The following is a 24387-nucleotide window of genomic DNA, read 5'->3' on the forward strand; positions in this document are numbered from 1 at the left end:
CTCAAGCGCCCTGTTGCACCCATGTGGTGGCACTGTGCTGTGCCTGTGAGTGCGATTGCCAATTCGTTTCGGGGGACGGCGCGGGCACAGCGGGTGCGAGCGCGGGCAGATGCACGGTGAACACAGTGCGTCCGGGAACACTGTCCACGGTGACGGCTCCGCCGTGCGCGGTCGCGACCGCCTGCACGATGGCGAGGCCCAGACCCGTCGAACCTGTGGAGCGGGAACGCGCCGAGTCGCCGCGCGCGAACCGCTCGAAGACATGCGGCAGCAAATCGGGCGGGATGCCCTGGCCGTTGTCCTCGACGTCCACACACATCCACGGCCCGCGCCGCTGCACGCGTGCGGTGATCGTCGTACCGGGCGGGGTGTGCTTGCGGGCGTTGCCCAGCAGGTTGATGAGCACCTGCTGGATACGGGCCGCGTCCGCCGACACGAGGGCCGGTTCGTCGGGCAGGTCGAGCCGCCAGTTGTGGTCCATGCCGGCCGCCCGCGAGTCGCTGATGGTGTCCACGACGAGCGGGATGAGGTCGGTCTGGTCGAACTGCAGCGGTCTGCCCGCGTCGAGCCGGGCGAGGAGCAGCAGATCCTCCACGAGGAGGGTCATGCGCCCGGCCTCGGACTCGATCCGGCCGAGGGCGTGCTTGGTGTCCGGGCCCGTCTGCTCACGCCCGCGCCGGGTCAGCTCCGCGTAACCGCGGATGGAGGCGAGGGGCGTCCGCAGCTCATGACTGGCGTCGGCCACGAACTGCCGTACCCGCATCTCGCTCTGCTGTCTTGCGTGCAGGGCGCCGTGGACGTGGTCGAGCATCCGGTTGAGCGCGGCTCCGACCTGGCCGACCTCGGTGTGCGGGTCGGTCTCGGACTCGGGGACACGTTCGTTGAGGGTGACCTCGCCGGTGTGGAGCGGGAGTTCGGAGACGCGGGTGGCGGTGGAGGCCACGCGGCGCAGGGGGCGGGTGGCGACGCCGACGAGGACGTAGCCGGCGATGGCGGCGGCCACCAGGCCGGCGCCGGTGACGCTGAGCTCGACGAGGATCAGGGTGTTGATGGTGTTGTCGACCGTGGAGGTCGGAACGGCGACGTAGTAGCTGCCGCTGTCCCCGCTCTTGTACTCGACGCGGAAGTCGCCCACACCGGGGATCTCCACGGTGTGCTGCTTGTTGTCCTGGGGGACGGAGCCGAGAGCGGCGAGCTGAGCCTTGGTGAGCTTCTGCGAGGTCATCTGCAAGTCGCTCGCCTGCTTCACACCGCGGCGGGCGTCGCTGATGGAGCCGTTCACGACCTTGGCGATGATCGTGCCCTGGGGCTGCGGACCCTTGACGAACTCGTCGAGCTTGGTCTGCTGCGCCTGCCCCTTCTGTCCGCCGGGCACGCCGAGACCGCCCTTGGGCTGCTGGGCGCCACCGGGCGGCCCGAACGAACCGGACGCACGCGAGGCGGACTCGTTCAGCTGGCCGCCCAACTGGTCGTACAGATGCGAGCGCAGCGCCAGCGTCGTCACCGTCCCGATCACCGCACACACCACCGCGATCAGCGTCACGGACGCGACGACGAGCCGGGTCCGCAGGGTGCGCGGCTTACCCGCTCGTTTCTTCTGCGCACGCGGCCGTCGTCGCCCGCTCATGACGCCGCGGGCTTGATCAGGTAACCGGCCCCACGCCGGGTGTGGATCATCGGCTCACGACCGGCGTCGATCTTGCGCCGCAGATACGAGATGTAGAGCTCGACCACATTGGCCTGCCCACCGAAGTCGTACGACCACACACGGTCGAGGATCTGCGCCTTGCTGAGTACACGCCGGGGATTACGCATGAGGAAGCGCAACAGCTCGAACTCGGTCGCGGTGAGGTGGATGCCCTCCCCGGCGCGCGACACCTCGTGACTGTCCTCGTCGAGGGTGAGGTCACCCACGACGAGCACGGAGTCCGAGCGGCGGTCGGCGGCACCGGATCGGCGGATCAGTCCGCGCAGCCGGGCGACGACCTCTTCGAGGCTGAAGGGCTTGGTGACGTAGTCGTCGCCGCCGGCGGTGAGCCCGGCGATACGGTCCTCGACGGCGTCCTTCGCCGTCAGGAACAGCACCGGCACGTCCGGCAGCTCTCTGCGCATCCGCCCGAGAACGGTCAGGCCGTCCATGTCCGGCAGCATCATGTCGAGGACGACTGCGTCGGGCCGGAACTCGCGCGCGGTCTGGATCGCGCCGGTCCCGTCACCCGCACTACGGATCTGCCAGCCCTCGTATCGGAGGGCCATGGACAGCAGCTCGGTGATCGACAGCTCGTCGTCCACCACAAGCACTCGGACGGGGCTCCCGTCCGGCCTCAGCAGTTCGGTGCGCCCCTGGGGCGAGGTCGTGGTCATAGTGGACACCTTGTCGGGGTCCCCTAAGAACACGCTTTCCGGAGTCTGTGATTTCCCTGAGAAACTCACAGCCACCACTCAGGGAACGCCTTGGAACCGCTTGCCCAACGCTCATCCAGCGGTCATGGAGCCGTGCATCCCTCCCGGATCCGACCCTGTCTCCCCCGCATCTCCACGTTCTCCACGCATCACCCGTACCGGCCGGACTCTCAGCTCATCCTCACCGTGCGAACAGCCGCGCCCCGTTGTCGTGGCAGACCGCGCGCAGCCAGTCGTCGCCGAGGTCCAGCCGCTCCAGGGCGTGCAGTTGGTGCAGGTAGGGATAGGGGATGTTCGGGAAGTCGCTGCCCAGCAGCACGCGGTCGCCGAGGGCGGCGAGCCGGGGGAGCGCGCCGGGCGGGAAGGGCGCGAGGCGTTCGCTGAAGTCCGTGAACGCCATCGTCGTGTCCAGCCGCACCTCCCCGTACCGCTCGGCCAGGTCCAGGAAGTCCTCGTACTCCGGCATCCCCATGTGCGCGATCACCAGCCGCAACCGCGGATGCCGGGCCAGCACCCGCCCGATCGGCTCGGGCCCGGTGTGTTTGCCGGGCGCGGGCCCCGACCCGCAGTGGATCACGACGGGCGTCCCCGCCTCGGCGAGCAACCCCCAGGCGGGATCGAGGAGTTCGTCGGCCGGGTCGTACGCCCCGACCTGCACATGCGCCTTGAACACCCGCGCGCCGGCATCGAGAGCTTGCTGGACGTAGTCCCCAACTCCCGGCTCCGGGAAGAGAGTCGAGGTGTGCAGACAGTCCGGCGTCCGCGCGGCGAAGTCGACGGCCCACCCGTTCAGCCACTCGGCCATCCCGGGCTTGTGCGGGTAGAGCATGGCGGTGAAAGCGCGTACTCCGAACTCCCTTATCAGCGCGACCCGTTCCACCTCCTCCTTCCGGTACGTGATCGGCCACTCCAGCGCCCCGCCGGTCGCCGGCCCGAGCGCGTCGAAGTAGTCCCAGACCTTGCGCAGCACCCGCTCGGGCATGAAGTGGGTGTGCACGTCGATCAGCCCGGGGAGCCCTAGCCGCCGCCAGAAGGCCCGCACTTCGAGCACTTCGGCCGCTTGAGTTGCTTCAGTTGCTCCAACCGCTTCGGCATCCACGTCTTGATCCTCCCTGTCGACCAGTACGACCAGTACGACCAGTCCTGCATGCCGGCCGCGCTGCTGAAGCGGTAGTCGAGCTGCCACCGGACCCACTGCCCCGGCACGAGCCGCACCGCCCGTGGTCTGCGGGGCCTGGGCGGCAGCCCGAACAGCGGCTCCACGCGGGGGAGCACCCGCAACCGCCCGTCCACCCGGCGGAGTTGGACGTCGACGTTCTTCAACTCCGCCCGGCCCTCGACCAGCATGAAGTCCTCCCACTCGCGCACCCTGACGGTGCGGGCAAGCGGCGGCCGCCTTTCCGGCAGCACCACCCCGTCCGGCACCGCGAACCCGACCGGCACCGCGTTCCTCCGGGCAGCGGCCGCACCGCCACGCGACCGTTTCGTCCAGGACGTATGGACCCACTGGACGATGACGGGGACTTCCATGACGACTCCCTCCCTGCCCGGTTTCCGCTCTCCCCGACGACTACTACGGCTGCCTGCTTCCCCCGCCGCCCGATGACTACGGCGGCCGCCCGTTTCCCCAGCGCCCGATGACTACGGCGGCTGCTCGATTCCCCCACCGATGACCACCGTCACTTCGGCCACGCCATCAGAACAACCCCTCCTGCACCCCCGGCACCTCCCGCCTGAACTCCCGTACCGGCACGGTGAGTCCACCCGTCTCACCCCCGCCTCCCCCGGCAGGGACCAGCTCCCACCCCGTCATCAGCCGTGTATCCAGCACGACCACCCCCCGCCCGGTCGCGAGGTGGAGGTCAGGTCCCGCGGCCGCGACGACCTCACCGCTCACCACCCCGCCCGCGACCAGCCCGCTCACCTCACCGACGGCGGCCGGGAGTCCCGTGAGGCCGAAGACGTCGACGTGGTCCACGGGTCGGTACGGCTCGCGGTGGAGCGACTCCGGCCATTCGGGCAGCGCGAGGGCGCGGGCGTGCAGGTCGGCGATCTCGGCGGCCCGCTCCGCAGCCGACGTCGGCAACGCGGAACGGACGGCGCGCTTCTCGGCGTAGGGAATCCGGTCCGGGACCCGTAGCGCGGCGCGGAGCAACTCCTCCGAGCGGCGGGCCGCCATCAACGGGCCGAGGCCCAGCCAGCTGAAGCAGACGGCACCCTGTTCAAGCAGGCGTGCGGAGCCGCGTTCTTCGGCGGTGATGCCGACCTTGAGCAGGCCGGGGCCGAACCAGGCCAGGTATACGTGGTAGGGCCGCGGGTCGTCCGCGATGGTGTCGGCGGCCACCGAGTGCGCCCGGTCCAGCCGCGCGCACTCCTCGCACCGCGCCCCCGTGCTCCGCTCCGGGACGGCAGCCCGCACCGGACAGGCGTTCCCCCGCGCCCCCACACATGTCCGCCCGCCCCCTTCCGCGACCTCGAAGGCCACCCGCTTCCCCCGGGGCAACGGGCTCCCGCGCCCGCCGTCCCACCTCAGCTCGGGACCGTCCGCCGCCCACCGCAGTCCCGAGCACTTCCACGTCTGTGATGCCCGTGATGTCTGTGCCATCGCTCACGAGACTAGACGGCGGCACTGACAACGGCGTCAGCCCGCGGTCTCACCGGCCGGAGCGGACTCGCGAAGCCCGACCGCGTACTCCTCGACCACCCGCCCCCGCGCCGGTCCCCGCCCCGCCAGCCGGCACCCGACACACCCCGCATGCCCCGCCCGCGCCGAGGGGTCCCGCACCCGCATCCCCCACTGCGCCCGGTCCCGCCGCCCGGGCGGCTTCCCCCAGCCGGCGAGGTGGAGCGCCCACGTCACCAGGACGCTCACCGCGACGATCCCCAGCCCGCCCCCGATCAGCAGGGCCGAGACCGTGCACACCCCCACCCCCGCGACGGTCGACCCGACGGTCGCGATACCGAATCCGGTCCAGCCCGCGACCGTATGCCCCTCGTCATACTGATGTGCGCTCATGTGCGGCCTCCCTCGAAGTCAGTTCGAAGCCCGGACAGACCCGAATCCGGACGGACAACAGGTCTCTCACCACCTAAGAAGTTTAGAGTAGAAACCTCTTACGAACTAAGGCAATAACGATGCAAGCCAAGCCTCGCCCCACCGCCACCCCGGCCCAGGCGCTGGACGCGATGGACTCCCTCATCGCCACCGCCCAGCTCGGCCAGCAGGAAATGGCCGAGCGGCTGGGCCTGAACGTCACCGATCTCCTGTGCTTCGCCTGCGTCCTGAAGGCCGGCGAGAACCTCCTCACGGCGGGCGACCTCGCCGAACACGCCCACGTCACGACCGGTGCGGTGACCGGCATCCTCAACCGCCTGGAGCGCGCCGGTTTCATCACCCGCGTCCCCGACCCCACCGACCGCCGCCGCGTCCGCGTCGCCTCGGTACCGGCCGCGGTGACCAGAGTCGTCGCCCTCTACGGCCCCTACTACGACCGCCTCAACGCCCAGTTCGCCGACTACTCCCCCGCCGAGATCGCCGTACTGAACGACTGGTTCACGCGGACGTCGACGCTGGCGCAGGACTACATCGAGGAACTCCGGGCGCGGGACAGGGGGGTAAACCCGACCCCGTAGGTACAGCCCGCTACACCAAGGGTCCGGGAGACCGCTTCATCGTGCCCGGAACCGTACGACGGCATCGTTGACCTCAGCCGGTCAAGAGGGTCGGCGCAGGCCCAACAGCCGCCGTACGGAGGGAAATCCCATGAAGCCCGGCCCGTTCGCGTCCTTCGTCAGGTTCGTGGTGTGCGGCGGCGGTGTCGGGGTCCTGTCCAGCTTCGCGGTACCGCTGCTCGCCGCGCTGATGCCCTGGGCGGCGGCGAACGCCCTGATCACGGTCGCCTCGACCGTCCTCTGCACGGAGCTCCACGCCCTGTTCACCTTCAGCACCGGCCACCGCCCCGGCTGGCGCGAGCACTGGCAGTCGGCGGGCTCGGCCACGGCGGCCTACGCGGCGACGTCCGCCGCGATCCTCGTCCTCCACACCGTCCAGCCCTCGCCGGGCATGCTCACCGAGCAGATCGTCTACCTCAGCGCCTCCGGCCTCGCCGGCATCGGCCGCTTCCTGGTCCTTCGCCTGTTCGTCTTCGCCGACCGCGGCGCCTCGGCTCCGGTCGCGATCGCGGTACGGCCGACGGTGGCGTCCCCCGCGTTCAGCGCGGCCGCGTAAGGACCCCGACGCACCAACGGAAATGCCCGTCGCCACCGTCCGTCGAGAACAGGTCGTAGGTCGCCAGCGCATACGCCCGCTGGTAGAGGACGAGCGTGTCGGGCGAGTACCGGAACTCCTCGGCGAACAACCGGGTGAGGGTGGCGGTGTGCCGTTCCGCGTACGGCCCGTACATGTCCCACACGGCGGCTGCCACGGCGGCCTCGAAGGCCGGGTCCCCGGCGGTCGTGAAGAACCCGAAGTCGAGTACGGCCGTAGGGGCGCCGGTGTCGTCGACGTGGATGTTGGGCGGCACGAGGTCACCGTGCACGACGCCGACCGGCCCGCCGTCCGGCAGCGCCCGCAGGGAGTCCACCGTCCCGCGCACGACGCCCGCGACGCCGGGCACCCGAGCGGCGAGCAGACCACCGTGCCGACGAACGGCACGCCGGACGAGGCCGGCGAGCGCGTCGGGAAAACGGGCGTGCCCCTCCCAGAGAGGCCGGTCGTCACCCTGCACGACGAGCCGCCGCATGGCCTCGCTGCCGGGCACGGCGGCCAGCCCCCGCAACACCGTCAACAACGCGTCGGTCTCCCGCCCGGCCAACTCCCGCCCCGGTGCCACGACCGCCGAGTCACCGCGCAACGGGACGCCTCCCAACTCCCGTTCATAGGTGACGAGTACGCCTTCGTGCTCCTCGACTCGAAGGATCTCCGGCGTGGCGAAGGGCAACAGCGCCGCGTGCCCGGCGATGTCCTCGTACACCCGCCGCATGAGTTCCACTCCGACCGGCCGCCGACCGCTCCACACCTTCCCGACGGTCCCGTCCCCGAGCCGGTAGACGGCACCCTCGACACCTGCGGCGAGCGGCCGGACGTCTGCGTGCCCGCGGTCGGCGAAGTACCGCATCCAGTGGGCGGTGTGATCCTGGCGGTGGGTGACCATGGCTGGACCGGACCCCCTGGGAGTGTCAATGGGCTTGCGGGTGCGGGTCGTTCGGGGAGTGCGACTCCCGCTGCCGCCAACTCCCCGGCGGTTCCCCATGGTTGCGGGTGAAGGCGGCCGCGAAGGCATACGGCGAGGTGTAACCGACGGCGTGGGCGATGGCCGTGAGGGTGAGTTCGCCGGTGCGCAGGTGGTCGCGGGCCAGGGCCATCCGCCAGTCGGTCAGGTACTGCATCGGCGTCTGGCCGAGGGCGTCGCGGAAGGTGCGGGCGAAGGCCGCCCTCGACAGGCCGCTGATGGCGGCGAGTTCGGGGACCGTCCAGGGGTGGCCGGCGTTCTCGTGGACGGCCTGGAGCGCGGCGTTGAGGCGGGGATCCGCGCAAGCCCGGTACCAGCGGGGCGCGTTGGGGCTGCGCCGGAAGTCGTTGCGGATGGCGAACACCAGGAGGACGTCGAGGAGCCGGTCCAGCACGGTGGTGCCGCCCGGTTCGCCCGGCGCCGGCGTCGCCAACTCGTGGGACAGCAGCCCGATCACGTCCCGCAGCGGATCACCCACCGCCGCCGCCAGCGTCAGCACCTGCGGCAGCGCCTCCAGCAGCCCGGCACCGATGTCCCCCGAGAACCGGTACGCGCCGCAGAGGAACACCGTCGCCCGCGGATCCTCCGAACTCCCGTCCTGGGCATGCCTGTCGCGGAACTCCTCCGGTTCGAGGCAGTCCGCGCCCGGCTCGTGCCCGATGTGGTGATCGGGACCGCCCCGCACGAGCGTCACCTCGCCCGGCACCAGTTCCACCGCGCCGCCGGGGTCGTCCAGCCACAGCCAGCCCCGGCCCCGTACGACGGTGTGCACAGCCAGCTGGATCGACCCGGCCAGCCGCAGTCCCCACGGCGGTTCGGCCACCGTCCGCGCGAAGACGGCACCGGAGGCGCGGGCCCGCGCGAGACGGTCATGCAGTATGTCCACCCGATCAGTATCAGTCAGACGGCCCCGGCAAGGGCACATTCAAGCGTCTGACACAACGAATCGAGCGATTCACACATTGATCCGCTCCCTCTGCACTCCCACGATGGAGCCATGACTGGATCACCGCCCACCTCACCACCCACCGCCCTCGTCCTCGGCGGCACCGGCCGTACCGGCTCCCTCGTGGCACGCCAGCTCTCCGAACGAGGCCTGCCCGCCCGGACCGCCGCCCGCCACGGCGCCGACGTGCCCTTCGACTGGGACGACCCGAGCACCCACCCCGCCGCCCTCGCCGGCGTCGACCGCCTCTACCTCGTCACCCCCGTCCTGCGGATCTCCTACGCCGACCAGGTGGCCGCGTTCCTCGACCTCGCCGTGGCCGCGGGGGTACGTCACGTCACCTACCTGAGCACCTACGGCGGCCAACTGGCGCCCCCGGACGTCGACATCAGGGCCGTGGAGGACGATCTCGCCGCCCGCGACACCCTCACGCACGCGATCCTGCGTCCCGCGTGGGTGATGCAGAACTTCAGCGACGCGCACCTGCCGGTCGTCGACGGTGTGATCACGGTGCCGACCGGCGGCCGTACGGAAGCGTTCGTCGACGCGGGTGACATCGCCGACGTCGCGGTCGAGACACTGCTCGACCCCGAGGGCCACGCCGGGGCGCGGTACGCGCCCACCGGACCGCAGGCCCTCACCGTCGCCGAGGTCGCCGACACCATCACCGCCGTGACCGGCCGGCCCGTCCGGCACCAGGACATCGACCCGGAGGCGTGGATCGGCGGTGCGGTCGCGGCCGGGCTCGTCCCCGCCGACTACGCGGTGATGCTCCGCTGGCTGACCGGCGCCATCGTCTCCGGGAACGGTTCCACGCCCAACGACGACATCGAGAAGGTCACCGGCCGGGCACCGGCCACCTTCCAGGACTTCGCGCGGCGCAACGCCGGTGCCTGGGCATCTCCGGCGGGGGTGGAGTGACCATGTCCGAGCCCGAACCCATGGAAGACATGGGCGAGTTCGCGGCGCTCGATCCGTTCTTCCGGATCGTGCGGGAGGGGCTCGCGGGGCTCGTCGACGGTGATCACTTCTTCGATCTCCTGGCCGAGGACGTGGTCGTCGAGTACGTCGTGTCCGTGCCCGGCTACCCGCGCCGGGTTGAGGGACGCGGGGCGGTGGCGGACCTGTATCGCGGCTACGGCGACGTCATGCTGCTGCACAGCGCGGACGAACTGGCCGTCCACCGGGACCCCGGGACGTCCGTGGTCGTCCTTGAGTACGCGGTGCACGGACGGGCTGTCCGCACCGGGCGGGCCTACGACAACCACTTCGTCTCCGTGCTCACCGTCAAGGAGCGGAAGGTGACGCACTGGCGCGACTATCTGGACCCCGTCGCCGTGTTCCGGGCCACGGGGTGGCCGGCGCAGGATCGCTGAGAGTACGAGGGGTCGCTGAAGGACCGCTGGAGAAACGGCTCGTCGTCGACTGACGGGCTTCGCCGGACCTGACCGTGGAAGCCCTGCCCGCCTTGAACTAGCCCGCCCTGCGGAAAGCCTCGTCCATGTCCGAGAAGGGTGCTTGCCCGTCGTCGAGCAGCAGCGTCTCGTCCTCCCCGAAGTCCGGGGCCTGGAAGGGGTTCGTCGCCGGAGGGGGCGATCCCGCGCTGGATTGCCGGGACGCCCCTTCCGGGGCGGAGAACAGCGAGGTCGGTTCGATGAGAGGTCTCCCGTTCGTTACAGGCCACTAGGACCTGGTGTGCCGTGAACCGGGCACAGCGGTCCTACAGCTTGCTCATCTTGGAGTACGGACTCAGGATGCGCTCCTGGACCGACCCGAAGTCGACGAGCACCGCGATTCCGTCCTCGATGCCGATGACCCGGCCGAGGCCGTACATGTCGTGTGTGACCTGGTCGCCCACGGCGAACTGCTTGGGTGCCGCCGCGGCCGGGGCCTTGAAGGGACTGGTGGGCAAATAGCGCTTCGGTGCAGCTGGCTTTGTCATTGACTCCAGTATGGGCCTAGACACGCCACTCGCTGAGGCCGTCCACATCGCTTGTTCATCACAGATCGGGCAACCGGGAACCACCGAGCCGCCCCGGACGTACCCCTCACGCCCCTGACCTGGCCCTTCCCGGACCCGCCCGGGAACCACCAGAAACCGCCACCGGCCTTCGAAACAACGGACGCCGGGGCATACGCGCCAGGGACACACGCGAGGGGCCCCGGATCGCTCCGGGGCCCCTCGTCAGATGTGCACTCGGCAGGATTCGAACCTGCAACCTTCTGATCCGTAGTCAGATGCTCTATCCGTTAAGCTACGAGTGCTTGTTTTCTCTTGTTTTTCTTCGCTGTTCCCGGCCCTTCCGGCCCGCTCGCGGCGACAGGAAGAACATTACATGACTGCCGCCGCCATGTGAAATCCGTTAGCCATACCCGTTGTGAGCTGCGAAAACACCCTTACGGAGGGGCCCTGGGAACGACCGAAGCCCCGGTCGCTCGGACCAGGGCTTCGGCGAGGTGCGGAGGCGGAGGGATTTGAACCCTCGATGGGATTTGCGTCCCAAACCGCATTAGCAGTGCGGCGCCATAGACCGGACTAGGCGACGCCTCCAGCACAACCACCCGCGCGAGCGCGGAAGGTGCGTGCAGATGATGACACAGATGAGCGCGGTGTCACCAATCGCCTCCCACGGTACTAGGCAGGCGGCCCGCAGGGCAAAGCCGTTGATGCCGGCCGCCGTGTCCGCAACGTCCGGGGGCGGCGGGCGTTAGTCAGGTCATGTCGCAGGTCAACCGTCTCCTCGTGATCGCCGCCGCGTCCGCCGCCACCGTCGGCTCGCTGGCCGCGGTGCCCGCCGTCGCCCTCGCGCAGGCCGCCCCCGGCGCGCCCCGCACCCTCGCGCCACCGCCCGTCCGCGACGAGGACCGGTCCGGCGGCGACCACCTCACCGTCACCGTCCGGCACACGGGCACCGCGGCCGACGGCACGCACGACCTCTACTGCCACCCCGGCGGCGGCACCCACCCGGACGTGACCGGCGCCTGCGAGGCCGTCGGCCGCAACACCCGGTGGGGAAAGGACCCCTTCGCCCCGGTGCCCCCGGACAGCATGTGCACGATGATCTACGGCGGCCCCGCCACCGCCCACGTCACCGGCACCTGGGCCGGACGCCCCGTCGACACGACGTACGACCGGAGCAACGGCTGCGAGATCTCCCGCTGGAACGGGATGATCCCGCTGCTGCCCGACCTCGGCGCCCCTCGCTGAAGACGCCGGGGATGGGTGGTCGGTCACACGTTCTACGTCACTTCACCGTGCGACCTCCCTCTCATCTCACTCCGCGAGCACAAGGACTGCCCTTAGACTCCCTCGCGTGACACGTCGCGGGCAGGTTGGCAAGATGGCCTCCGCGGTCGGCAAGGTGCGGTAACAGGGAGGAAGCGTCTCGTGAGCAGCAGGCCATCCCGAGGCGCTGCTCGCCTCGCAGCCATACTCGACGCGCTCCCGGACGCGTTGGTACTGGTCAACGCCAACGGGACCGTCGTCAACGCGAACACCATCGCGCTCGAAGCCTTCGAGGCCCCGGGCACCGCGCTCGTCGGGCGCGGACTGCTGGACCTGCTGCCGGAGTTCGACTCCCGGCTCATCCCGGGTTCCATGCGCCGCCCCGACTCGATGGACCCGCGCGGCCGGACCAAGCCCACCCGCATGACCGCCCGCCGCACCGACGGCTCCGAGTTCCCCGTCGAGGTCACCAGCGCCAACCTCGAAGACGGCCAGCAGGCCTACGACGGCTACGGCTACACCTCCGACGAACTCCTGATGCTCGTCGTGCGCGACCTCTCCGGGACCGTGGACACCGAGGCCGAGCTGGCCCGTTCGCAGCGGCAGACCGAGATGATCCTGCGCGCGGCGGCCGAGGGCGTCGTAGGGACGGACACGGACGGACGGGTCGTGCTCGTCAACCCGGCCGCCGCGCAGATCCTCGGGTACCGCGCCAGCGACCTGGGCGGCAAGGAACTGCACAACCTCGTCCTGCACTCGCGCGCGGACGGCTCCCCCTTCCCGTACGCGGAGTCGCCGCTCGCCGACACCCTGCGGTCCGGGCGCAAGCACCGGGTGCGCGGGCAGGTGCTGTTCGCGAAGAACGGGGACCGGGTCTCCGTCGACCTCACCACCGCACCCGTGCGCGACGGCGACCAGCTCGTCGGCGCCGTGATGACGTTCACCGACCGGCGGCCGTACGACTCGCTCGCCGAGGAGAAGGACGCGGCCGACAAGCTGCACCGGGACGAGCTGGAGCGGATCGACGAGGAACACGCCTCCGAGCTGACCTCGCTGCGCCAGAAGCACATCACCGAGGTCGAGGAACTCCAGGAGCGGCACGAGGAGGAACTCTCCGCGAACGAGGAGCGGTACGCCGCGCTCGGGGAGCGGGAGAAGGACCGGTTCGAGGAGCTGGCCGGACGGCACGAGCAACTCCTCACGCTGCTCGGGCGTTCGCTGCGCGGTCCCCTCGACGAACTGCGCCGTGAACTGGCCGCGTTGGCCGCCGACGACGCGGGCCAGCTGTGGCCCGAGGCCAACCAGGTGCTCCATCACCTCTCGGCGGGGTACTCGCGCATCACGCAGCTCATCGACAACGTGCTCGGTTACCAGCGGCTGGAGACCGGCGACGGCGAGATCACCCGTACGAAGGTGATGCTGGACGCCGTGGTCGCCGCCGGTGTCGACGGGGCCGTGGAACTGATCGGGCCCGGGCGGGTGCAGTTCGCCGTGCACGCGCCGCCCATCGAGGCCGAGGTCGACCCCGGGCTCCTCGCGACCGCGCTCGCGCATCTCGTCGCGGATGTCGCGGGCGTCGACGCGACCGGCAACTCGCCGGTGTCGGCGGGCGGTTACATGGACAACACGGTCGTCGTGGCGGCGGCGCAGCGCGGTGAGGTCGTACGGATCGAGGTGCGCGGGCCGTACGCCGGGGGAGACCCGGTGCACGAGCCGATCGTGCGCGGGATCGTGCGGGCGCACGGCGGTGTGCTGCAGACGCACGACGTGCCGGGGATGAGCGGCAGCGCGTATGTGCTGGAGGTGCCCATCGGGGGCGGGGCGGGGGCCGTCGCGGCTCCGGCCGCGACCGGTGGCGGCGCCGAACTCGCCCTGCCCGAGCAGGCTTCGGCCAGCAACGGCCGTCGGCGGGCCCGGCGGTCCTCCGTGGACGCGTTCCTGGAGAGCGAGGTGCCGGGCGGTACCTCCGAGGACACAGGTGGCGGCGGCGAGGCTGCCGTGCCCACCGGGCGGCGCAGGAGGCGTGCGGGCGAGGAGTCCGCGGCGGTCGCGGTGGCCGGTGAAGCGGGCGGCGACGGCGCGTCCAGCGGTACCGGGCGACGGCGCGGGCGGGCGGCCGAGGGCGCGGCGGCCGGTGAGGTGTCCGACGGTGACCCCGAAGGTGTGTCCGGGGGTGTCTCCGAGGGCGCTGTGATGACGGCGGCGGAGCATGCCGCTGGAACTGCCGCTTCCGGTACGGGACTTGGTGGCACCGTGTCGCCGCGAGGTGTGCCCGTGGGCGGTGAACGGCAGGCGTTGCCGGCCGCGTTGCCCGCGAGTGGCTCCGCCGATGCCGCCGATGACCCCGACTCCGCTGGCGAGGACGGGCAGCCGACCGGGCGTCGGCGACGGGCCTTGGCTGCCGCAGCCGAGCGAGCCGCGGCTCAGGAGGCGGGGGCGCGGACCGTGTTCGCGTTGCCGCCGGCCGAGGCCGATCGGACGCCGGACATGTCTGGGGCTACGGCTGCGCAGGCGCCGGGAGTTCCGGGGGCTCCGGGGGTTCCCGTCGCGCCTGGGCAGGTTCCCGGTGGGCATCCCGGTGACGACGGGCGGCACGACGCCGTTCCGGTTGATCAGTCCGACGACCACACTCCGCCTCAGCCGCATCCCGCCAGCGCGCCAACCGGGCGGCGGCGTCGGGCTGTTGCCCAGCCGCAGCCTCAACAGCAGGCGCAGGGTGCGGAATCGGTGCCTGTGCAGGCCGGGGCCCCGGTTCAGGCCGGCGTCGAGGTGCAGGGGCAGGGGCAGGGGCAACCTGGTGCGGTGGTTCCGGCGCAGGGTGCGGCCGGGCAGGGGCAGCAGGGGGTTCCGGCGCAGGTCGGTGCGGGGCAGCAACAGGGCGTAGGGCAGGCGGGAGTTGGGCAGGCGGGAGTTGGGCAGGCGGTTGCCGGGCAGCCCGGTACCGCCATGCAGCTTGCTCCCGCGCAGCGTCTTCCCGCTCCGGGGCAGGCTCCGGCGGGGCAGCCGTTGCCGGCCGAGGCGGTTCCCGGGCAGGGGATTCCGGCGCAGGGGAACCCCGGGCAGCCGGTCTCGCCGCAGGGAATCCAGGGGCAGCCCGTCTCGCCGCAAGGGATTCCGGGACAGGGGATTCCGGGGCAAGCAGCCCCCGGTGTTCCCGGTCAGCCGATTCCGCCCCAGGGCATTCCCGGTCAGGCCGTACCCGCGCAAGGGCTCCCGGCTCAGGGGCAACCCGTCTCCCCGCACGGCATCCCCGGTCAAGTCGCCCCGGTTCAGGGGCAGTCCGGTGGGCCGGTGCCGCCGCAGGCTCTGCCCGCCGCGCAGCCGACGCCGGCCGCGGCTCCGGCACCCGTACCGGCCAACGGCGCCGGCACCGCCGTAGCACCGAACGCATCGAACGAGACGCCGAACCCGAATGCGGCCGCGCCCGGCACCCCCGTCGCCGCGCAGGCGCGCGCCGCTCAGCCGCTTCCCGCCGAAGCCGCCGGCGCTCCCGTTGATCCCAACTCCACTCAGGGGCGGGCGATCAGTGTGCGGACGTTGGGGCAGGGGGTGCCGTTCACGCGGCAGGCCGCTCAGGTGCAGGTGCCTGTCGCCACACCTACGCCTCCGCCGCATCAGTCGGGTGCGGGTGGCCGGAGAAGGAAGTTGGGGACGCGGCCCGAACCCGCCGCCGGCGTGGCGGAGCAGAGTGAGCGGGCTCAGCCCTCCATGGCCGGGCAGTCCCGGCTCGCGCAGATGACCGAGGGGGCCGGACGGTCGTACGCCATAGGGGCACCGGACGAGAACGCGGCCGAAGGGCCGGAGCCGTTGGACGGGCCGGGCGGGGCCGTCGAGATCGCGGACACGCCGAGGCCGCAGCCGCTCGACGACGAGTTGCCGCCCGAGCCGCTCGACAATCCGCGTCGGCTGCTCGTGTGGCCCGCGCCGGACGTGACGACCACGCAGGCGCTGAGCGACCGCGGGTACCGGCCCGTCATCGTGCACTCGCGCGAGGAGGTCGACGCGCAGATCGCCGCGTTCCCGGCGGCGCTGTTCGTGGACCCGTTGACCGGGCCGATCACGCGGACCGCACTCCAGTCGTTGCGGCAGGCGGCGGTGGCCGCCGAGGTGCCGGTGCTGGTCACGGCCGGGCTGGGGCAGGCCACGCGGGAGGCGGCCTACGGTGCCGATCCCGCCGTTCTGCTGAAGGCGCTCGCGCCGCGGGACAGTGAGCAGCATCCGCCGCGGGTGCTGCTGATCGAGGAGCACGCGGAGATCGCGCTGGCGCTGACGGCGACGCTGGAGCGGCGCGGGATGCAGGTGGCGCGGGCCGCGAGTGACGCCGACGCGGTGACTCTGGCCGGGCAGTTGAGGCCGAACCTGGTCGTCATGGATCTGCTCCAGGTGCACAAGCGGCGGGCCGGGATCGTCGACTGGCTGCGGGCGAACGGGCAGCTCAACCGCACCCCGCTCGTCGTGTACACGGCCGCGGTGGACCAGGCCGACCTGCCGCGGCTCGCCTCCGGGGAGACCGTGCTCTTCCTCGCCGAGCGGTCGACGAGTACCGAGGTCCAGTCACGGATCGTGGACCTGTTGGCGAGGATCGGTACCAACTAGCCCCAGAAATGGCCCACTTCGCCCACTTCGCCAAGTGGTCCCAAAACAGGGCTACTTGGCGACCAGTCGCCGTGCCGCCTCCTTGATCGACTCGCGGAGCCGGTCCCGGTCCGGGTCGTCCGCGCCCACCAGGACGCGGCGCATCTGCGGTACGACGACACCCCAGTTGGCCATCGCGACCAGCAGGAAGAGGAGGTCGCGGGCCGGGATCGCGTCGCTCACGACACCCCGGTCCTGGCCGTCCTGGAGCGCGGCGACCTTGAACGCGTAGTGCTGCTGGCGCTCGGCCTCGTCGGGCAGTTCGGCGGTGCCGTACTCCAGGCCCTCCCAGAAGAGGAGGCGGAGCAGCTCGGGGTGGGCCTCGTGGTAGTCCATGAGGCGGTCGATCCAGCCCTCGATGTCGTCGGGGTCGACGGGGAGTGCGACGGCGAGGTCGAGCATGGACTTGCCGAGGACCTGCGTGAACAGCTCCGCCTTGTTGCCGAAGTAGGCGTAGATCAGCTGCTTGTTGGCCTTCGCCTCGGACGCGATGCGGTCGATGCGGGCGCCCGCGATGCCGTGCCGGGCGAACTCGGCGACCGCCGCCTCGAAGATCCGGGCCTTGGTGGCCTCGGGGTCTCTGACTCCCATGGGGCCAGCGTACTCGGCGGGCGACGGTAACCAACTATTTGGTTGACAGGGAATTCCGGGGCGCCGCATGCTGTTCCAGCTTCCAACCAACCAGTTAGTTGCTAGAGCTGGCTCGAAGGAGTCCTACCGCTCATGTCCTCCGCAACCGTCACCCAGACATCGGTCCAGAAGCCGGGCGTCCCCACCGCCGCCGGCCGCTTCTTCCTCGTCCTCATCGCCGTCTGTACCGCCGTGACGGCCGCCAACATCTATCTCGCGGGCCCGCTGCTCCCCCTCATCGCGCACGACTTCGGCTCGACCCCGTCCGCCGTGGCGTGGATCGCGTCGGTCGCGCAGTTCGGCTACGCCACCGGCCTCCTCTTCTTCGCCCCGCTCGGCGACCGCGTGAACCGGCGCCCCCTGGTCGCCGCCCTCTCCGTGGCCACCACGGTGGCGCTGCTCGTCGGCGCCGCGGCCCCCGGCACCGCCGCCCTCGCGGTCGCCGTCTTCGTCGCCGCCGCCGCGACCGTCGTCCCGCAGCTCCTCGTCCCGCTGGTCGCCGAACGCGCCCCCGCCCACCACCGCGCCCGCCATGTCGCGGCCGTCATAGCGGGCCTGTTCACCGGCATCGTGGCGGCGCGCGTCGTGGGCAGCCTGGTCGGCCAGGCCTACGGCTGGCGGGTCGTGTTCATCGGCTCGGCCGCCCTGACCCTCGTCCTCGGCCTCGCCACCGCGTACGCCCTCCCGTCCGAGAAGCGCCGCGGCTCCGGCCCGCTCTTCGCCGGCCTCGCCGCCCTGCCGGGCCTGGTCCGCACCTCGCCCGACCTGTGGCGCGCGTGCCTGCGCCAGGCGGGGATGTTCGGCGCGTGGAGCGCCCTGTGGACGACCCTGGCCCTGCTCCTGACAGGCACGACCGGCGGTTCCTACGGCTTCTCGACCGCGACCGCCGGGCTGTTCGGGCTGTTCGGGCTGGCGGCCAGCGCGGTGGCTCCGCTCGCGGGCGGGTTCGTCGACCGGTTCGGCGCGGGGAAGGTCGTACGGTCCGCGTATGTGCTCGCGGCCGTGTCCGTGCCGCTGTTCTGGCTGGGCGGGCACGTGCTGTGGGCGCTGTTCGTCGCCGCGATCGCCGTCCACGCGGCCCTGGTCGCCTCCCACGTCGCCAACCAGACCCTCGCCCTCACCACCACCTCCACCCCGGCGACCGCCAACACGGCCTACGTCGTCGCGGGCTTCACGGGCGGCGCGCTCGCCTCGGCGTTGGCGGGGCCGGCGTTCAGCCACTGGGGCTGGGGCGGGGTGTGCGTGGTGGCGGGGGTGTGGCTGGTGATCGGGTGGGGGTCGACGGCTGTACGGCGGTGACGCCCTGCGCGTCGTCGGGGGTGTGTTGTCGGGGGTGCGCGTCATCGTCGTACGGCTGCTTCGAGGCCGTACGACGATGACGGGACCGTACGCGGTCAGAGCTGGGTGACGTCCAGGTCACCCTCGGCGTACCGCCTGCGCAGCACCTTCTTGTCGAACTTGCCGACGCTCGTCTTCGGGACCGACTCGATGATCGTCCAGCGTTCGGGGAGCTGCCACTTGGCGATCTTGCCCTCGTCGGCGAGGAAGGCGCGCAAGGAGGTGAAGTCCGCGGTGGAACCCTCCCGCAGGACGACGGTCGCCAGCGGACGCTCGCCCCACTTCTCGTCCGGTACGGCGACCACGGCGGCCTCGGTGATGTCCGGGTGGGACATCAGGGCGTTCTCCAGGTCGACGGAGGAGATCCACTCGCCGCCGGACTTGATGACGTCCTTGGCGCGGTCGGTGAGGGTGAGGAAACCGTCGGCGGAGATCGTGCCGACGTCACCCGTCTTGAGCCAGCCGTCCTCGCTGAACTTGTCGGCGGGGCGCAGGGGTTCGGCGTCCTGGCCGTTGTAATAGGCGCCGGCGATCCACGGGCCGCGCACCTCCAGCTCGCCCGCCGACTCGCCGTCCCAGGGCAGCCGTTCGCCGCCGGGGCCGGTGAGGCGGGCCTCGACGCTCGTCGGGAAACGGCCCTGCGTCAGCCGGTACTCGAACTCCCGATCCGTGCCGACCGCTTCGGCCGGCGGGCGCGAGACCGTGCCCAGCGGGGAGGTCTCCGTCATGCCCCAGGCGTGGCAGACCCGCATGCCCAGCTTGTCGAAGGCCGCCATGAGGGCGGGCGGGCAGGCCGAACCGCCGATGGTGACCTGGGTGAGCGAGGAGACATCGCGCGGCTTCGCGGTCAGTTCGGCGAGCAGGCCCTGCCAGATGGTGGGGACGGCTGCCGCGTGCGTGGGGCGCTGGCTCTCGATCATCTCCGCGAGCGGGGCGGGCTGCAGGAAGCGGTCCGGCATCAGCATGTTCACGCCGGTCATGAAGGTGGCGTGCGGCAAACCCCAGGCGTTGACGTGGAATTGGGGCACGACGACCAGTGACGTGTCCTGGTCCGTGAGCCCCATCGACTGGGTCATGTTGACCTGCATGGAGTGCAGGTAGATCGAACGGTGGCTGAACACCACGCCCTTGGGGTCGCCCGTGGTGCCGGAGGTGTAACACATCGCGGCGGCCTGGCGTTCGTCCAGCTCGGGCCAGTCGTACGTGGTCGGCTTGCCGGCGATGAGGTCCTCGTACTCGTGCACGCGCGCGTGGGCGCCGTCGAGGGGGGTGCGGTCGCCGGGTCCGGAGACGACGATGTGCTCGACCGTCGGCAGCTTGGGCAGCAGGGGTGCGAGCAGCGGGATCAGCGATCCGTTGACGATCACCACCCGGTCCGCCGCGTGGTTGACGATCCAGGCCAACTGCTCCGCCGGAAGACGGAGGTTGAGCGTGTGCAGCACCGCGCCCATGGCGGGGATCGCGAAGTAGGCCTCGACGTGTTCGGCGTTGTTCCACATGAGCGTGGCCGTGCGCTCGCCGTCCGCCACCCCGAGGTCCTCCCGGAGCGCGTGCGCCAGTTGGGCCGAGCGGGCACCGACCTCCGCGAAGGAACGGCGCTGCGGCTCTCCCTCACCGGTCCAGCTGATCACCTGCGATGTTCCATGGACCGTCGACCCGTGGGTCAGGATCCTGGAGATCAGCAGCGGTACGTCCTGCATGGTGCTCAGCACGGCGTCCTCCCGGGGCGACATTGCCTACGCGGTAGTAAGGGATGCGCTGATTCTGCGCACATACCGCACGGTATGTCACTAGGGACGGGTGATCGATCACGTCACGTCGGCCGAGGGGTGTGTTTTTGGCGGGTGGGGCTGGGGCACCGCTGGCGCTGCGGATACGCATACGGCTGCGGTGTCATGGCTTCGCCGACAGCCGGGTGACTTGAAACTGACGCCCAACTGCCCTCTAGCGGGCTGACCTCAGCGGGCGAGAACCAGCTCGGGGTCCTCGCGCAGCTTGCCGAGCGCCCGCGACACCGCCGACTTCACCGTGCCCACGGACACCCCGAGCACCTCGGCCGTCTGGACCTCACTGAGGTCCTCGTAGTACCTGAGGACGACCATCGCCCGCTGCCGCTCCGGCAGCTTCGCGATCGCCCGCCACATCGCGTCGTGCAACGCCTGCTGCTCGGCCGGGTCCTCCGCGCCGCCGGCCGTCTCCGGCTCGGGCAGTTCGTCGCACGCGAACTCGTCGACCTTCCGCTTGCGCCACTGCGAGGTCCGCGTGTTCAGCAGCGCGCGGCGGACATAGCCGTCCAGCGCCCGGTGGTCCTCGATCCGCTCCCAGGCGACATACGTCTTGGTCAGCGCGGTCTGCAACAGGTCCTCCGCGTCACACGCATTCGCCGTCAGCGACCGCGCGGTGCGCAACAGCACGGGTTGCCTGGCCCTCATGTACGACGAGAACGAGGGGTACGTGAGCGTCTGGGCCTGGGTCCCGCTCTGGGGCTGGGCCTGAGACGGGGCCTGAGACTGAGGTTGGGATTGGGGTTGAGCCTGGGTCTGCGTGGCCCGTGCGGCAGGCCGGGTGGCGGTCCGCGTGGCAGGCCGTGCGGCCGGCCTGGGTGCGGGCCGGGTGGCAGGCCTGGTGGCGGCTCCGGCGGCGGCCCGTGCGGCGGCGTTCGGCGCGCTGGTGCAGACTGCTGTGGTCATGGCTCCACGCTATGAGTGACCCCCACGCCTCCGGATCGGCCGCAGGTCCCGAAGCAGACTCCGCCTCAGGTTGTAGGGGTGGGGCTGGCTCCACCTCCTGAAGGTGGACGAGCGCCTGACACATACTGCGGGTTTACCCCTGGGGGCTCACCCGTCCGAGGTAGGGGCGGTGGGGGCGATGGGGGCGGTAGAGAGGTAAGCGCGGTAGGGGCTGTTGGGGTGGCGGGGGTTGGGTTGTCAGGGCGGCCGGGGGCATGAGCTCGGTGGAGGTGGGCTGCCGCGAAGGCTGCGGGAGTCGTGAGAACGACCGGGGCCATGAGGGTGGACGGGGCTGTGAGGGCGGCCGGGGCTGTGAGGGCGGTGGAGGTCGCCGGGGCTGCTGCGAAGGCGGCGGGGGGCGTGAGGTTGTCCGGGGTCGTGAGGGCAGCCGGAGCCGCGAGGACGGTGAAGGTCGCCTGGACTCCAAGGGCAGCAGGAGCTGCTGCGAAGGCGGCCGGGATCGCTGACGCCGTCGGCACGGCAGGAGGTGCTGCGGAGACGGCGACGCCGGGGTCACAGGGGCGGCGAAGGCGGCAGGAGGTGCTGCCGAGACGGCCGCGGCCGGGGTCACAGGCGCCGCAAGCGCGGCCGGAACCGCCGCCGGGACGGCCTAGATCGCAGGCGTCGCAAGCCCCGTGAGTACCAGCCCCGATGTCGGCACCCCCGTCCCGGCGGTCACCAGAACCCGTTCGGCTCCCGGTATCTGGTTCACGGCGGTGCCCCGCACCTGGCGGACCCCTTCCGCGATCCCGTTCATCCCGTGCAGGTACGCCTCCCCGAGCTGTCCCCCGTGCGTGTTGATCGGCAGCCCTTCCTCGGCCACGAACTCCGCCGCCTCCCCCTTCCCGCAGAACCCGAACTCCTCCAGCTGCATCAGCACGAACGGCGTGAAGTGGTCGTACAGGATCGCCACGTCCATGTCCTCAGGACCCAGCCCCGCCGTGCGCCACAACTGCCGCGCGACCACGCCCATCTCCGGCAGGCCGGTCAGATCGTCACGGTAGAAACTGGTCATCTGCTCCTGCGCCCGCCCGGCCCCCTGCGCCGCCGCCGCTATGACCGCGGGCGGACGCGGCAGGTCGCGGGCCCGCTCCACCGACGTGACGACGATCGCCTGGGCCCCGTCCGTCTCCTGGCAGCAGTCCAGCAACCGCAACGGCTCCACGATCCACCGCGACGCCGCGTGCTCGGCGAGCGTGATCGGTCTGCCGTGGAAGTACGCCGCCGGGTTCGTCGCCGCGTACTTGCGGTCCACCACCGCCACCTGCCCGAACACCTCCGGCGTCAGCCCGTACGTGTGCAGATACCGCTGCGCCGCCATCGCCACCCACGACGCCGGCGTGAGCAGCCCGAACGGCAGCGACCAGCCGAGCGCCGCGCCCTCCGCCGACGGCTCCCGGTGCGTCACCCCCGAGCCGAATCTGCGCCCCGACCGCTCGTTGAAGGCGCGGTAGCAGACCACGACCTCCGCGATCCCCGCCGCCACGGCCAGCGCCGCCTGCTGGACGGTCGCGCAGGCCGCGCCGCCGCCGTAGTGGACCCGGGAGAAGAAGGACAGCTCACCGATCCCGCAGGCCTGGGCCACGGTGATCTCCGGGTTGGTGTCCATCGTGAACGTGACCATCCCGTCCACGTCCGCCGGCGTCAGCCCCGCGTCGTCCAACGCGGCCCGCACCGCCTCCACGGCCAGCCGCAGCTCACTGCGCCCCGAGTCCTTGGAGAACTCCGTCGCCCCGATCCCGACGATCGCCGCCTGCCCACCGAGGGTGTCACGGGTACGGGTGCTCATTTCCCGGCCTCCCTCGTCCTCGGCACGGTGACCGTGACCGTGCCGGTCACATGCCTGCCGATGCCGTTCGCCCCGAGCACCCGCACCGTCGCGGTGTCGCCGTCCGTCTCCTCGACCCTGCCGGTCAACACCATCGTGTCGCCCGGGTAGTTGGGCGCACCGAGCCGTATGGCCACCTTGCGGAGGATCGCCCCCGGTCCGAAGTGGTCCGTGATGTAACGGCCGACCAGACCGTTCGTCGTCAGGATGTTCATGAAGATGTCGGGGGAACCCTTCTGCCGCGCCGCCTCCGCGTCGTGGTGCACGTCCTGGTAGTCCCGGGAGGCGACGGCTCCGGCGACGATCAGGGTGCGGGTGATCTCGATTTCGAGTGGGGGCAACTCCTCACCTGCCCTCATGGCTGCACCTCCTCGCTCACGATCAACTCCCCCAGTTCCTGCAGCACTTCGCCCCCGCCACCCAGATACGCGTCCAACTGCCGGCCCCAGAGGAAGTGCCGGTGCACCGGGTGGTCCAGGTCCGCTCCCGCCCCGCCGTGCAGATGCTGACCCGTGTGGACGACACGCTGGCCCGCCTCGGACGCCCACCAGGCGGCGGTCAGCGCGTGCGTGGCGTACGGCAGCCCCGCATCCCGCCGCCAGGCGGCCTCGTACGCCGTCACCCGTATCGCCTCGATGTCCATGTGCGCGTCGGCCGCCCGGAGTTGGACCGCCTGCCGCGTCGCCAACGGACGCCCGAACTGCTCCCGGGCATTCACGTGCGCCACAGCCCGAGCGAGCGAACCGGCACACACCCCTGCCTGCAACCCGGCGAAGGCGGTGCGTGCGGTGGCCAGAACGTCGGTGTAGGGAGAGGGAGTTGGGGGCGAGGCCGAGGAGCGGGCGTAGGACCCCAGCCGTTCCGCCGATGCCCCGTCGAGTGTCAGTCGCCCCGCCAACCAGGGTGCCGTCAGCTCGACCGCCTCGACACGCACGGCCTCCGTGACCGGGGTCAGCCACAACTCGCGCCGGTCGTCGGCGACCAGGACATGCGTGGCGTCACGCAACCAGGGGACGACGGGAACCGTCCCGCTCAACTCGCCCTGCGCAGAGGCCCGTACACCCCCCTGCGCCGGAAACGCCCCGCACACCACCACCGACCCGTCCCCGATCCCCGGCAACAACCGCTCCCGCTGCTCGGGGGAGCCATGCGCCGCCACTGCCAGCAGCCCGTACACGCAGGTCGACGCGAAGGGCACCTGGGCCGTCGTCCGACCCTGCTCCTCCAGGAGCAGCACGAGGCCGAGCAGGCCCAACTCCTCGACGGCGCCCACCAGTCCGGCCGCGCACAGGGCCTTCCAGAGTTCGGGGTCACTATCCGTCCCGGCCGCCGTGAGCCGCTCGGGGGTCGCGAGGTCGCCGAAGATCCGGGCGGCCAGGTCACGGGCCGCCGCCTGCTCCTCCGTGGGCGTGAAGTCCATG

General features: G+C 71.3%; 22 protein-coding genes and 2 tRNA genes. 7 read left to right on the plus strand and 17 right to left on the minus strand.

Annotated features, from left to right (window positions below):
* Position 1 precedes the first annotated feature (1 nt).
* The 6 genes from OG496_RS28260 to OG496_RS28285 form a co-directional block, all read right to left on the minus strand.
* Entirely contained in the window at positions 2–1627 is a 1626-nt protein-coding gene (locus OG496_RS28260; RefSeq protein WP_366497674.1) for a HAMP domain-containing sensor histidine kinase, read from the minus strand.
* Positions 1624–2364, minus strand: a complete 741-nt coding sequence (locus OG496_RS28265; RefSeq protein ID WP_019054929.1) for a response regulator transcription factor — start codon at positions 2362–2364, stop codon at positions 1624–1626. The genes OG496_RS28260 and OG496_RS28265 overlap by 4 nt, the downstream gene beginning before the upstream one ends.
* Before the next feature lie 220 nt (positions 2365–2584).
* A complete protein-coding gene (locus tag OG496_RS28270) occupies positions 2585–3502 on the minus strand; it encodes an amidohydrolase family protein (RefSeq protein WP_405972882.1) in 918 nt (305 codons plus the stop codon).
* On the minus strand, positions 3421–3933 hold the full coding sequence (locus OG496_RS28275) for a hypothetical protein (protein WP_405972883.1): 513 nt from the start codon (positions 3931–3933) through the stop codon (positions 3421–3423). Before OG496_RS28275 ends, OG496_RS28270 begins: the two co-directional genes overlap by 82 nt.
* Before the next feature lie 166 nt (positions 3934–4099).
* Complete coding sequence (locus OG496_RS28280) at positions 4100–5008, minus strand: DUF2797 domain-containing protein (protein WP_405972884.1); 909 nt, start codon at positions 5006–5008, stop codon at positions 4100–4102.
* Between the two features lie 36 nt (positions 5009–5044).
* Positions 5045–5419, minus strand: coding sequence for an HGxxPAAW family protein (locus OG496_RS28285; protein WP_366497670.1), 375 nt, complete (start codon positions 5417–5419; stop codon positions 5045–5047).
* A gap of 119 nt (positions 5420–5538) precedes the next feature.
* Here OG496_RS28285 and OG496_RS28290 point away from each other — a divergent pair, with 119 nt between their 5' ends.
* Positions 5539–6036 (plus strand): MarR family winged helix-turn-helix transcriptional regulator, encoded by a 498-nt coding sequence (locus OG496_RS28290; protein ID WP_399394188.1) that lies wholly within the window; start codon positions 5539–5541, stop codon positions 6034–6036.
* Between the two features lie 130 nt (positions 6037–6166).
* A complete protein-coding gene (locus tag OG496_RS28295; protein ID WP_405972885.1) occupies positions 6167–6631 on the plus strand; it encodes a hypothetical protein in 465 nt (154 codons plus the stop codon).
* Here the strand turns inward: OG496_RS28295 and OG496_RS28300 are convergent.
* Together OG496_RS28300 and OG496_RS28305 are read right to left on the minus strand one after the other, a co-directional pair.
* Complete coding sequence (locus OG496_RS28300; RefSeq protein ID WP_405972886.1) at positions 6615–7556, minus strand: phosphotransferase family protein; 942 nt, start codon at positions 7554–7556, stop codon at positions 6615–6617. The two genes, OG496_RS28295 and OG496_RS28300, sit on opposite strands and share 17 nt — an antisense overlap.
* A gap of 25 nt (positions 7557–7581) precedes the next feature.
* Positions 7582–8520, minus strand: coding sequence for an AraC family transcriptional regulator (locus tag OG496_RS28305; RefSeq protein WP_405972887.1), 939 nt, complete (start codon positions 8518–8520; stop codon positions 7582–7584).
* Positions 8521–8631: 111 nt separating this feature from the next.
* Here OG496_RS28305 and OG496_RS28310 point away from each other — a divergent pair, with 111 nt between their 5' ends.
* Together OG496_RS28310 and OG496_RS28315 are read left to right on the plus strand one after the other, a co-directional pair.
* Complete coding sequence (locus OG496_RS28310) at positions 8632–9501, plus strand: NmrA family NAD(P)-binding protein (RefSeq protein ID WP_405972888.1); 870 nt, start codon at positions 8632–8634, stop codon at positions 9499–9501.
* Positions 9502–9503: 2 nt separating this feature from the next.
* Positions 9504–9956 carry a nuclear transport factor 2 family protein gene (locus OG496_RS28315; RefSeq protein ID WP_405972889.1) on the plus strand — a complete coding sequence of 151 codons (453 nt, stop codon included), beginning with the start codon at positions 9504–9506 and terminating at the stop codon, positions 9954–9956.
* Positions 9957–10300: 344 nt separating this feature from the next.
* On the opposite strand, the gene OG496_RS28320 is transcribed toward OG496_RS28315, so the two are convergent.
* From OG496_RS28320 to OG496_RS28330, 3 genes are all read right to left on the minus strand, one after another.
* On the minus strand, positions 10301–10522 hold the full coding sequence (locus OG496_RS28320) for a hypothetical protein (RefSeq protein ID WP_033285538.1): 222 nt from the start codon (positions 10520–10522) through the stop codon (positions 10301–10303).
* A 250-nt stretch (positions 10523–10772) separates the two neighbouring features.
* Positions 10773–10845: transfer RNA gene (locus OG496_RS28325), tRNA-Arg, on the minus strand.
* 195 nt (positions 10846–11040) lie between these two features.
* Positions 11041–11131, minus strand: a tRNA-Ser gene (locus OG496_RS28330).
* Between the two features lie 168 nt (positions 11132–11299).
* On the opposite strand from OG496_RS28330, the gene OG496_RS28335 reads away from it, so the two are divergent.
* Together OG496_RS28335 and OG496_RS28340 are read left to right on the plus strand one after the other, a co-directional pair.
* Complete coding sequence (locus OG496_RS28335) at positions 11300–11788, plus strand: SSI family serine proteinase inhibitor (RefSeq protein WP_405972890.1); 489 nt, start codon at positions 11300–11302, stop codon at positions 11786–11788.
* A 180-nt stretch (positions 11789–11968) separates the two neighbouring features.
* On the plus strand, positions 11969–16402 hold the full coding sequence (locus OG496_RS28340; RefSeq protein WP_405972891.1) for a PAS domain-containing protein: 4434 nt from the start codon (positions 11969–11971) through the stop codon (positions 16400–16402).
* Positions 16403–16453: 51 nt separating this feature from the next.
* On the opposite strand, the gene OG496_RS28345 is transcribed toward OG496_RS28340, so the two are convergent.
* Positions 16454–17032, minus strand: coding sequence for a TetR family transcriptional regulator (locus tag OG496_RS28345; protein ID WP_405972892.1), 579 nt, complete (start codon positions 17030–17032; stop codon positions 16454–16456).
* 132 nt (positions 17033–17164) lie between these two features.
* Between OG496_RS28345 and OG496_RS28350 the strand changes: the two genes are divergently transcribed.
* Positions 17165–18370, plus strand: a complete 1206-nt coding sequence (locus OG496_RS28350; RefSeq protein ID WP_405972893.1) for an MFS transporter — start codon at positions 17165–17167, stop codon at positions 18368–18370.
* Between the two features lie 95 nt (positions 18371–18465).
* On the opposite strand, the gene OG496_RS28355 is transcribed toward OG496_RS28350, so the two are convergent.
* The 5 genes from OG496_RS28355 to OG496_RS28375 all read right to left on the minus strand — a co-directional run bounded on the left by OG496_RS28355 (position 18466) and on the right by OG496_RS28375 (position 24386).
* Positions 18466–20142, minus strand: coding sequence for a long-chain fatty acid--CoA ligase (locus tag OG496_RS28355; protein ID WP_366497657.1), 1677 nt, complete (start codon positions 20140–20142; stop codon positions 18466–18468).
* A gap of 225 nt (positions 20143–20367) precedes the next feature.
* Positions 20368–21099 carry a SigE family RNA polymerase sigma factor gene (locus OG496_RS28360; RefSeq protein ID WP_405972894.1) on the minus strand — a complete coding sequence of 244 codons (732 nt, stop codon included), beginning with the start codon at positions 21097–21099 and terminating at the stop codon, positions 20368–20370.
* Between the two features lie 649 nt (positions 21100–21748).
* Positions 21749–22927 (minus strand): lipid-transfer protein, encoded by a 1179-nt coding sequence (locus OG496_RS28365; protein WP_405972895.1) that lies wholly within the window; start codon positions 22925–22927, stop codon positions 21749–21751.
* Positions 22924–23325, minus strand: coding sequence for a MaoC family dehydratase (locus OG496_RS28370; protein ID WP_366497654.1), 402 nt, complete (start codon positions 23323–23325; stop codon positions 22924–22926). Before OG496_RS28370 ends, OG496_RS28365 begins: the two co-directional genes overlap by 4 nt.
* Entirely contained in the window at positions 23322–24386 is a 1065-nt protein-coding gene (locus OG496_RS28375) for an acyl-CoA dehydrogenase family protein (RefSeq protein WP_405972896.1), read from the minus strand. The genes OG496_RS28370 and OG496_RS28375 overlap by 4 nt, the downstream gene beginning before the upstream one ends.
* Position 24387: the final 1 nt, after the last annotated feature.

This window comes from Streptomyces sp. NBC_00988, from assembly GCF_045162645.1.
In the GTDB taxonomy this organism is placed as follows: domain Bacteria; phylum Actinomycetota; class Actinomycetes; order Streptomycetales; family Streptomycetaceae; genus Streptomyces.

Coding starts and splice junctions, on each gene's coding strand:
- OG496_RS28335 (WP_405972890.1), top strand. CDS start 11,300: ATGTCGCAGGTCAACCGTCTCCTCGTGATCGCCGCCGCGTCCGCCGCC.
- OG496_RS28290 (WP_399394188.1), top strand. CDS start 5,539: ATGCAAGCCAAGCCTCGCCCCACCGCCACCCCGGCCCAGGCGCTGGAC.
- OG496_RS28355 (WP_366497657.1), bottom strand. CDS start 20,142: ATGTCGCCCCGGGAGGACGCCGTGCTGAGCACCATGCAGGACGTACCG.
- OG496_RS28285 (WP_366497670.1), bottom strand. CDS start 5,419: ATGAGCGCACATCAGTATGACGAGGGGCATACGGTCGCGGGCTGGACC.
- OG496_RS28260 (WP_366497674.1), bottom strand. CDS start 1,627: ATGAGCGGGCGACGACGGCCGCGTGCGCAGAAGAAACGAGCGGGTAAG.
- OG496_RS28300 (WP_405972886.1), bottom strand. CDS start 7,556: ATGGTCACCCACCGCCAGGATCACACCGCCCACTGGATGCGGTACTTC.
- OG496_RS28350 (WP_405972893.1), top strand. CDS start 17,165: ATGTCCTCCGCAACCGTCACCCAGACATCGGTCCAGAAGCCGGGCGTC.
- OG496_RS28315 (WP_405972889.1), top strand. CDS start 9,504: ATGTCCGAGCCCGAACCCATGGAAGACATGGGCGAGTTCGCGGCGCTC.
- OG496_RS28275 (WP_405972883.1), bottom strand. CDS start 3,933: ATGGAAGTCCCCGTCATCGTCCAGTGGGTCCATACGTCCTGGACGAAA.
- OG496_RS28320 (WP_033285538.1), bottom strand. CDS start 10,522: ATGACAAAGCCAGCTGCACCGAAGCGCTATTTGCCCACCAGTCCCTTC.
- OG496_RS28295 (WP_405972885.1), top strand. CDS start 6,167: ATGAAGCCCGGCCCGTTCGCGTCCTTCGTCAGGTTCGTGGTGTGCGGC.
- OG496_RS28310 (WP_405972888.1), top strand. CDS start 8,632: ATGACTGGATCACCGCCCACCTCACCACCCACCGCCCTCGTCCTCGGC.
- OG496_RS28280 (WP_405972884.1), bottom strand. CDS start 5,008: ATGGCACAGACATCACGGGCATCACAGACGTGGAAGTGCTCGGGACTG.
- OG496_RS28365 (WP_405972895.1), bottom strand. CDS start 22,927: ATGAGCACCCGTACCCGTGACACCCTCGGTGGGCAGGCGGCGATCGTC.
- OG496_RS28370 (WP_366497654.1), bottom strand. CDS start 23,325: ATGAGGGCAGGTGAGGAGTTGCCCCCACTCGAAATCGAGATCACCCGC.
- OG496_RS28375 (WP_405972896.1), bottom strand. CDS start 24,386: ATGGACTTCACGCCCACGGAGGAGCAGGCGGCGGCCCGTGACCTGGCC.
- OG496_RS28360 (WP_405972894.1), bottom strand. CDS start 21,099: ATGACCACAGCAGTCTGCACCAGCGCGCCGAACGCCGCCGCACGGGCC.
- OG496_RS28265 (WP_019054929.1), bottom strand. CDS start 2,364: ATGACCACGACCTCGCCCCAGGGGCGCACCGAACTGCTGAGGCCGGAC.
- OG496_RS28345 (WP_405972892.1), bottom strand. CDS start 17,032: ATGGGAGTCAGAGACCCCGAGGCCACCAAGGCCCGGATCTTCGAGGCG.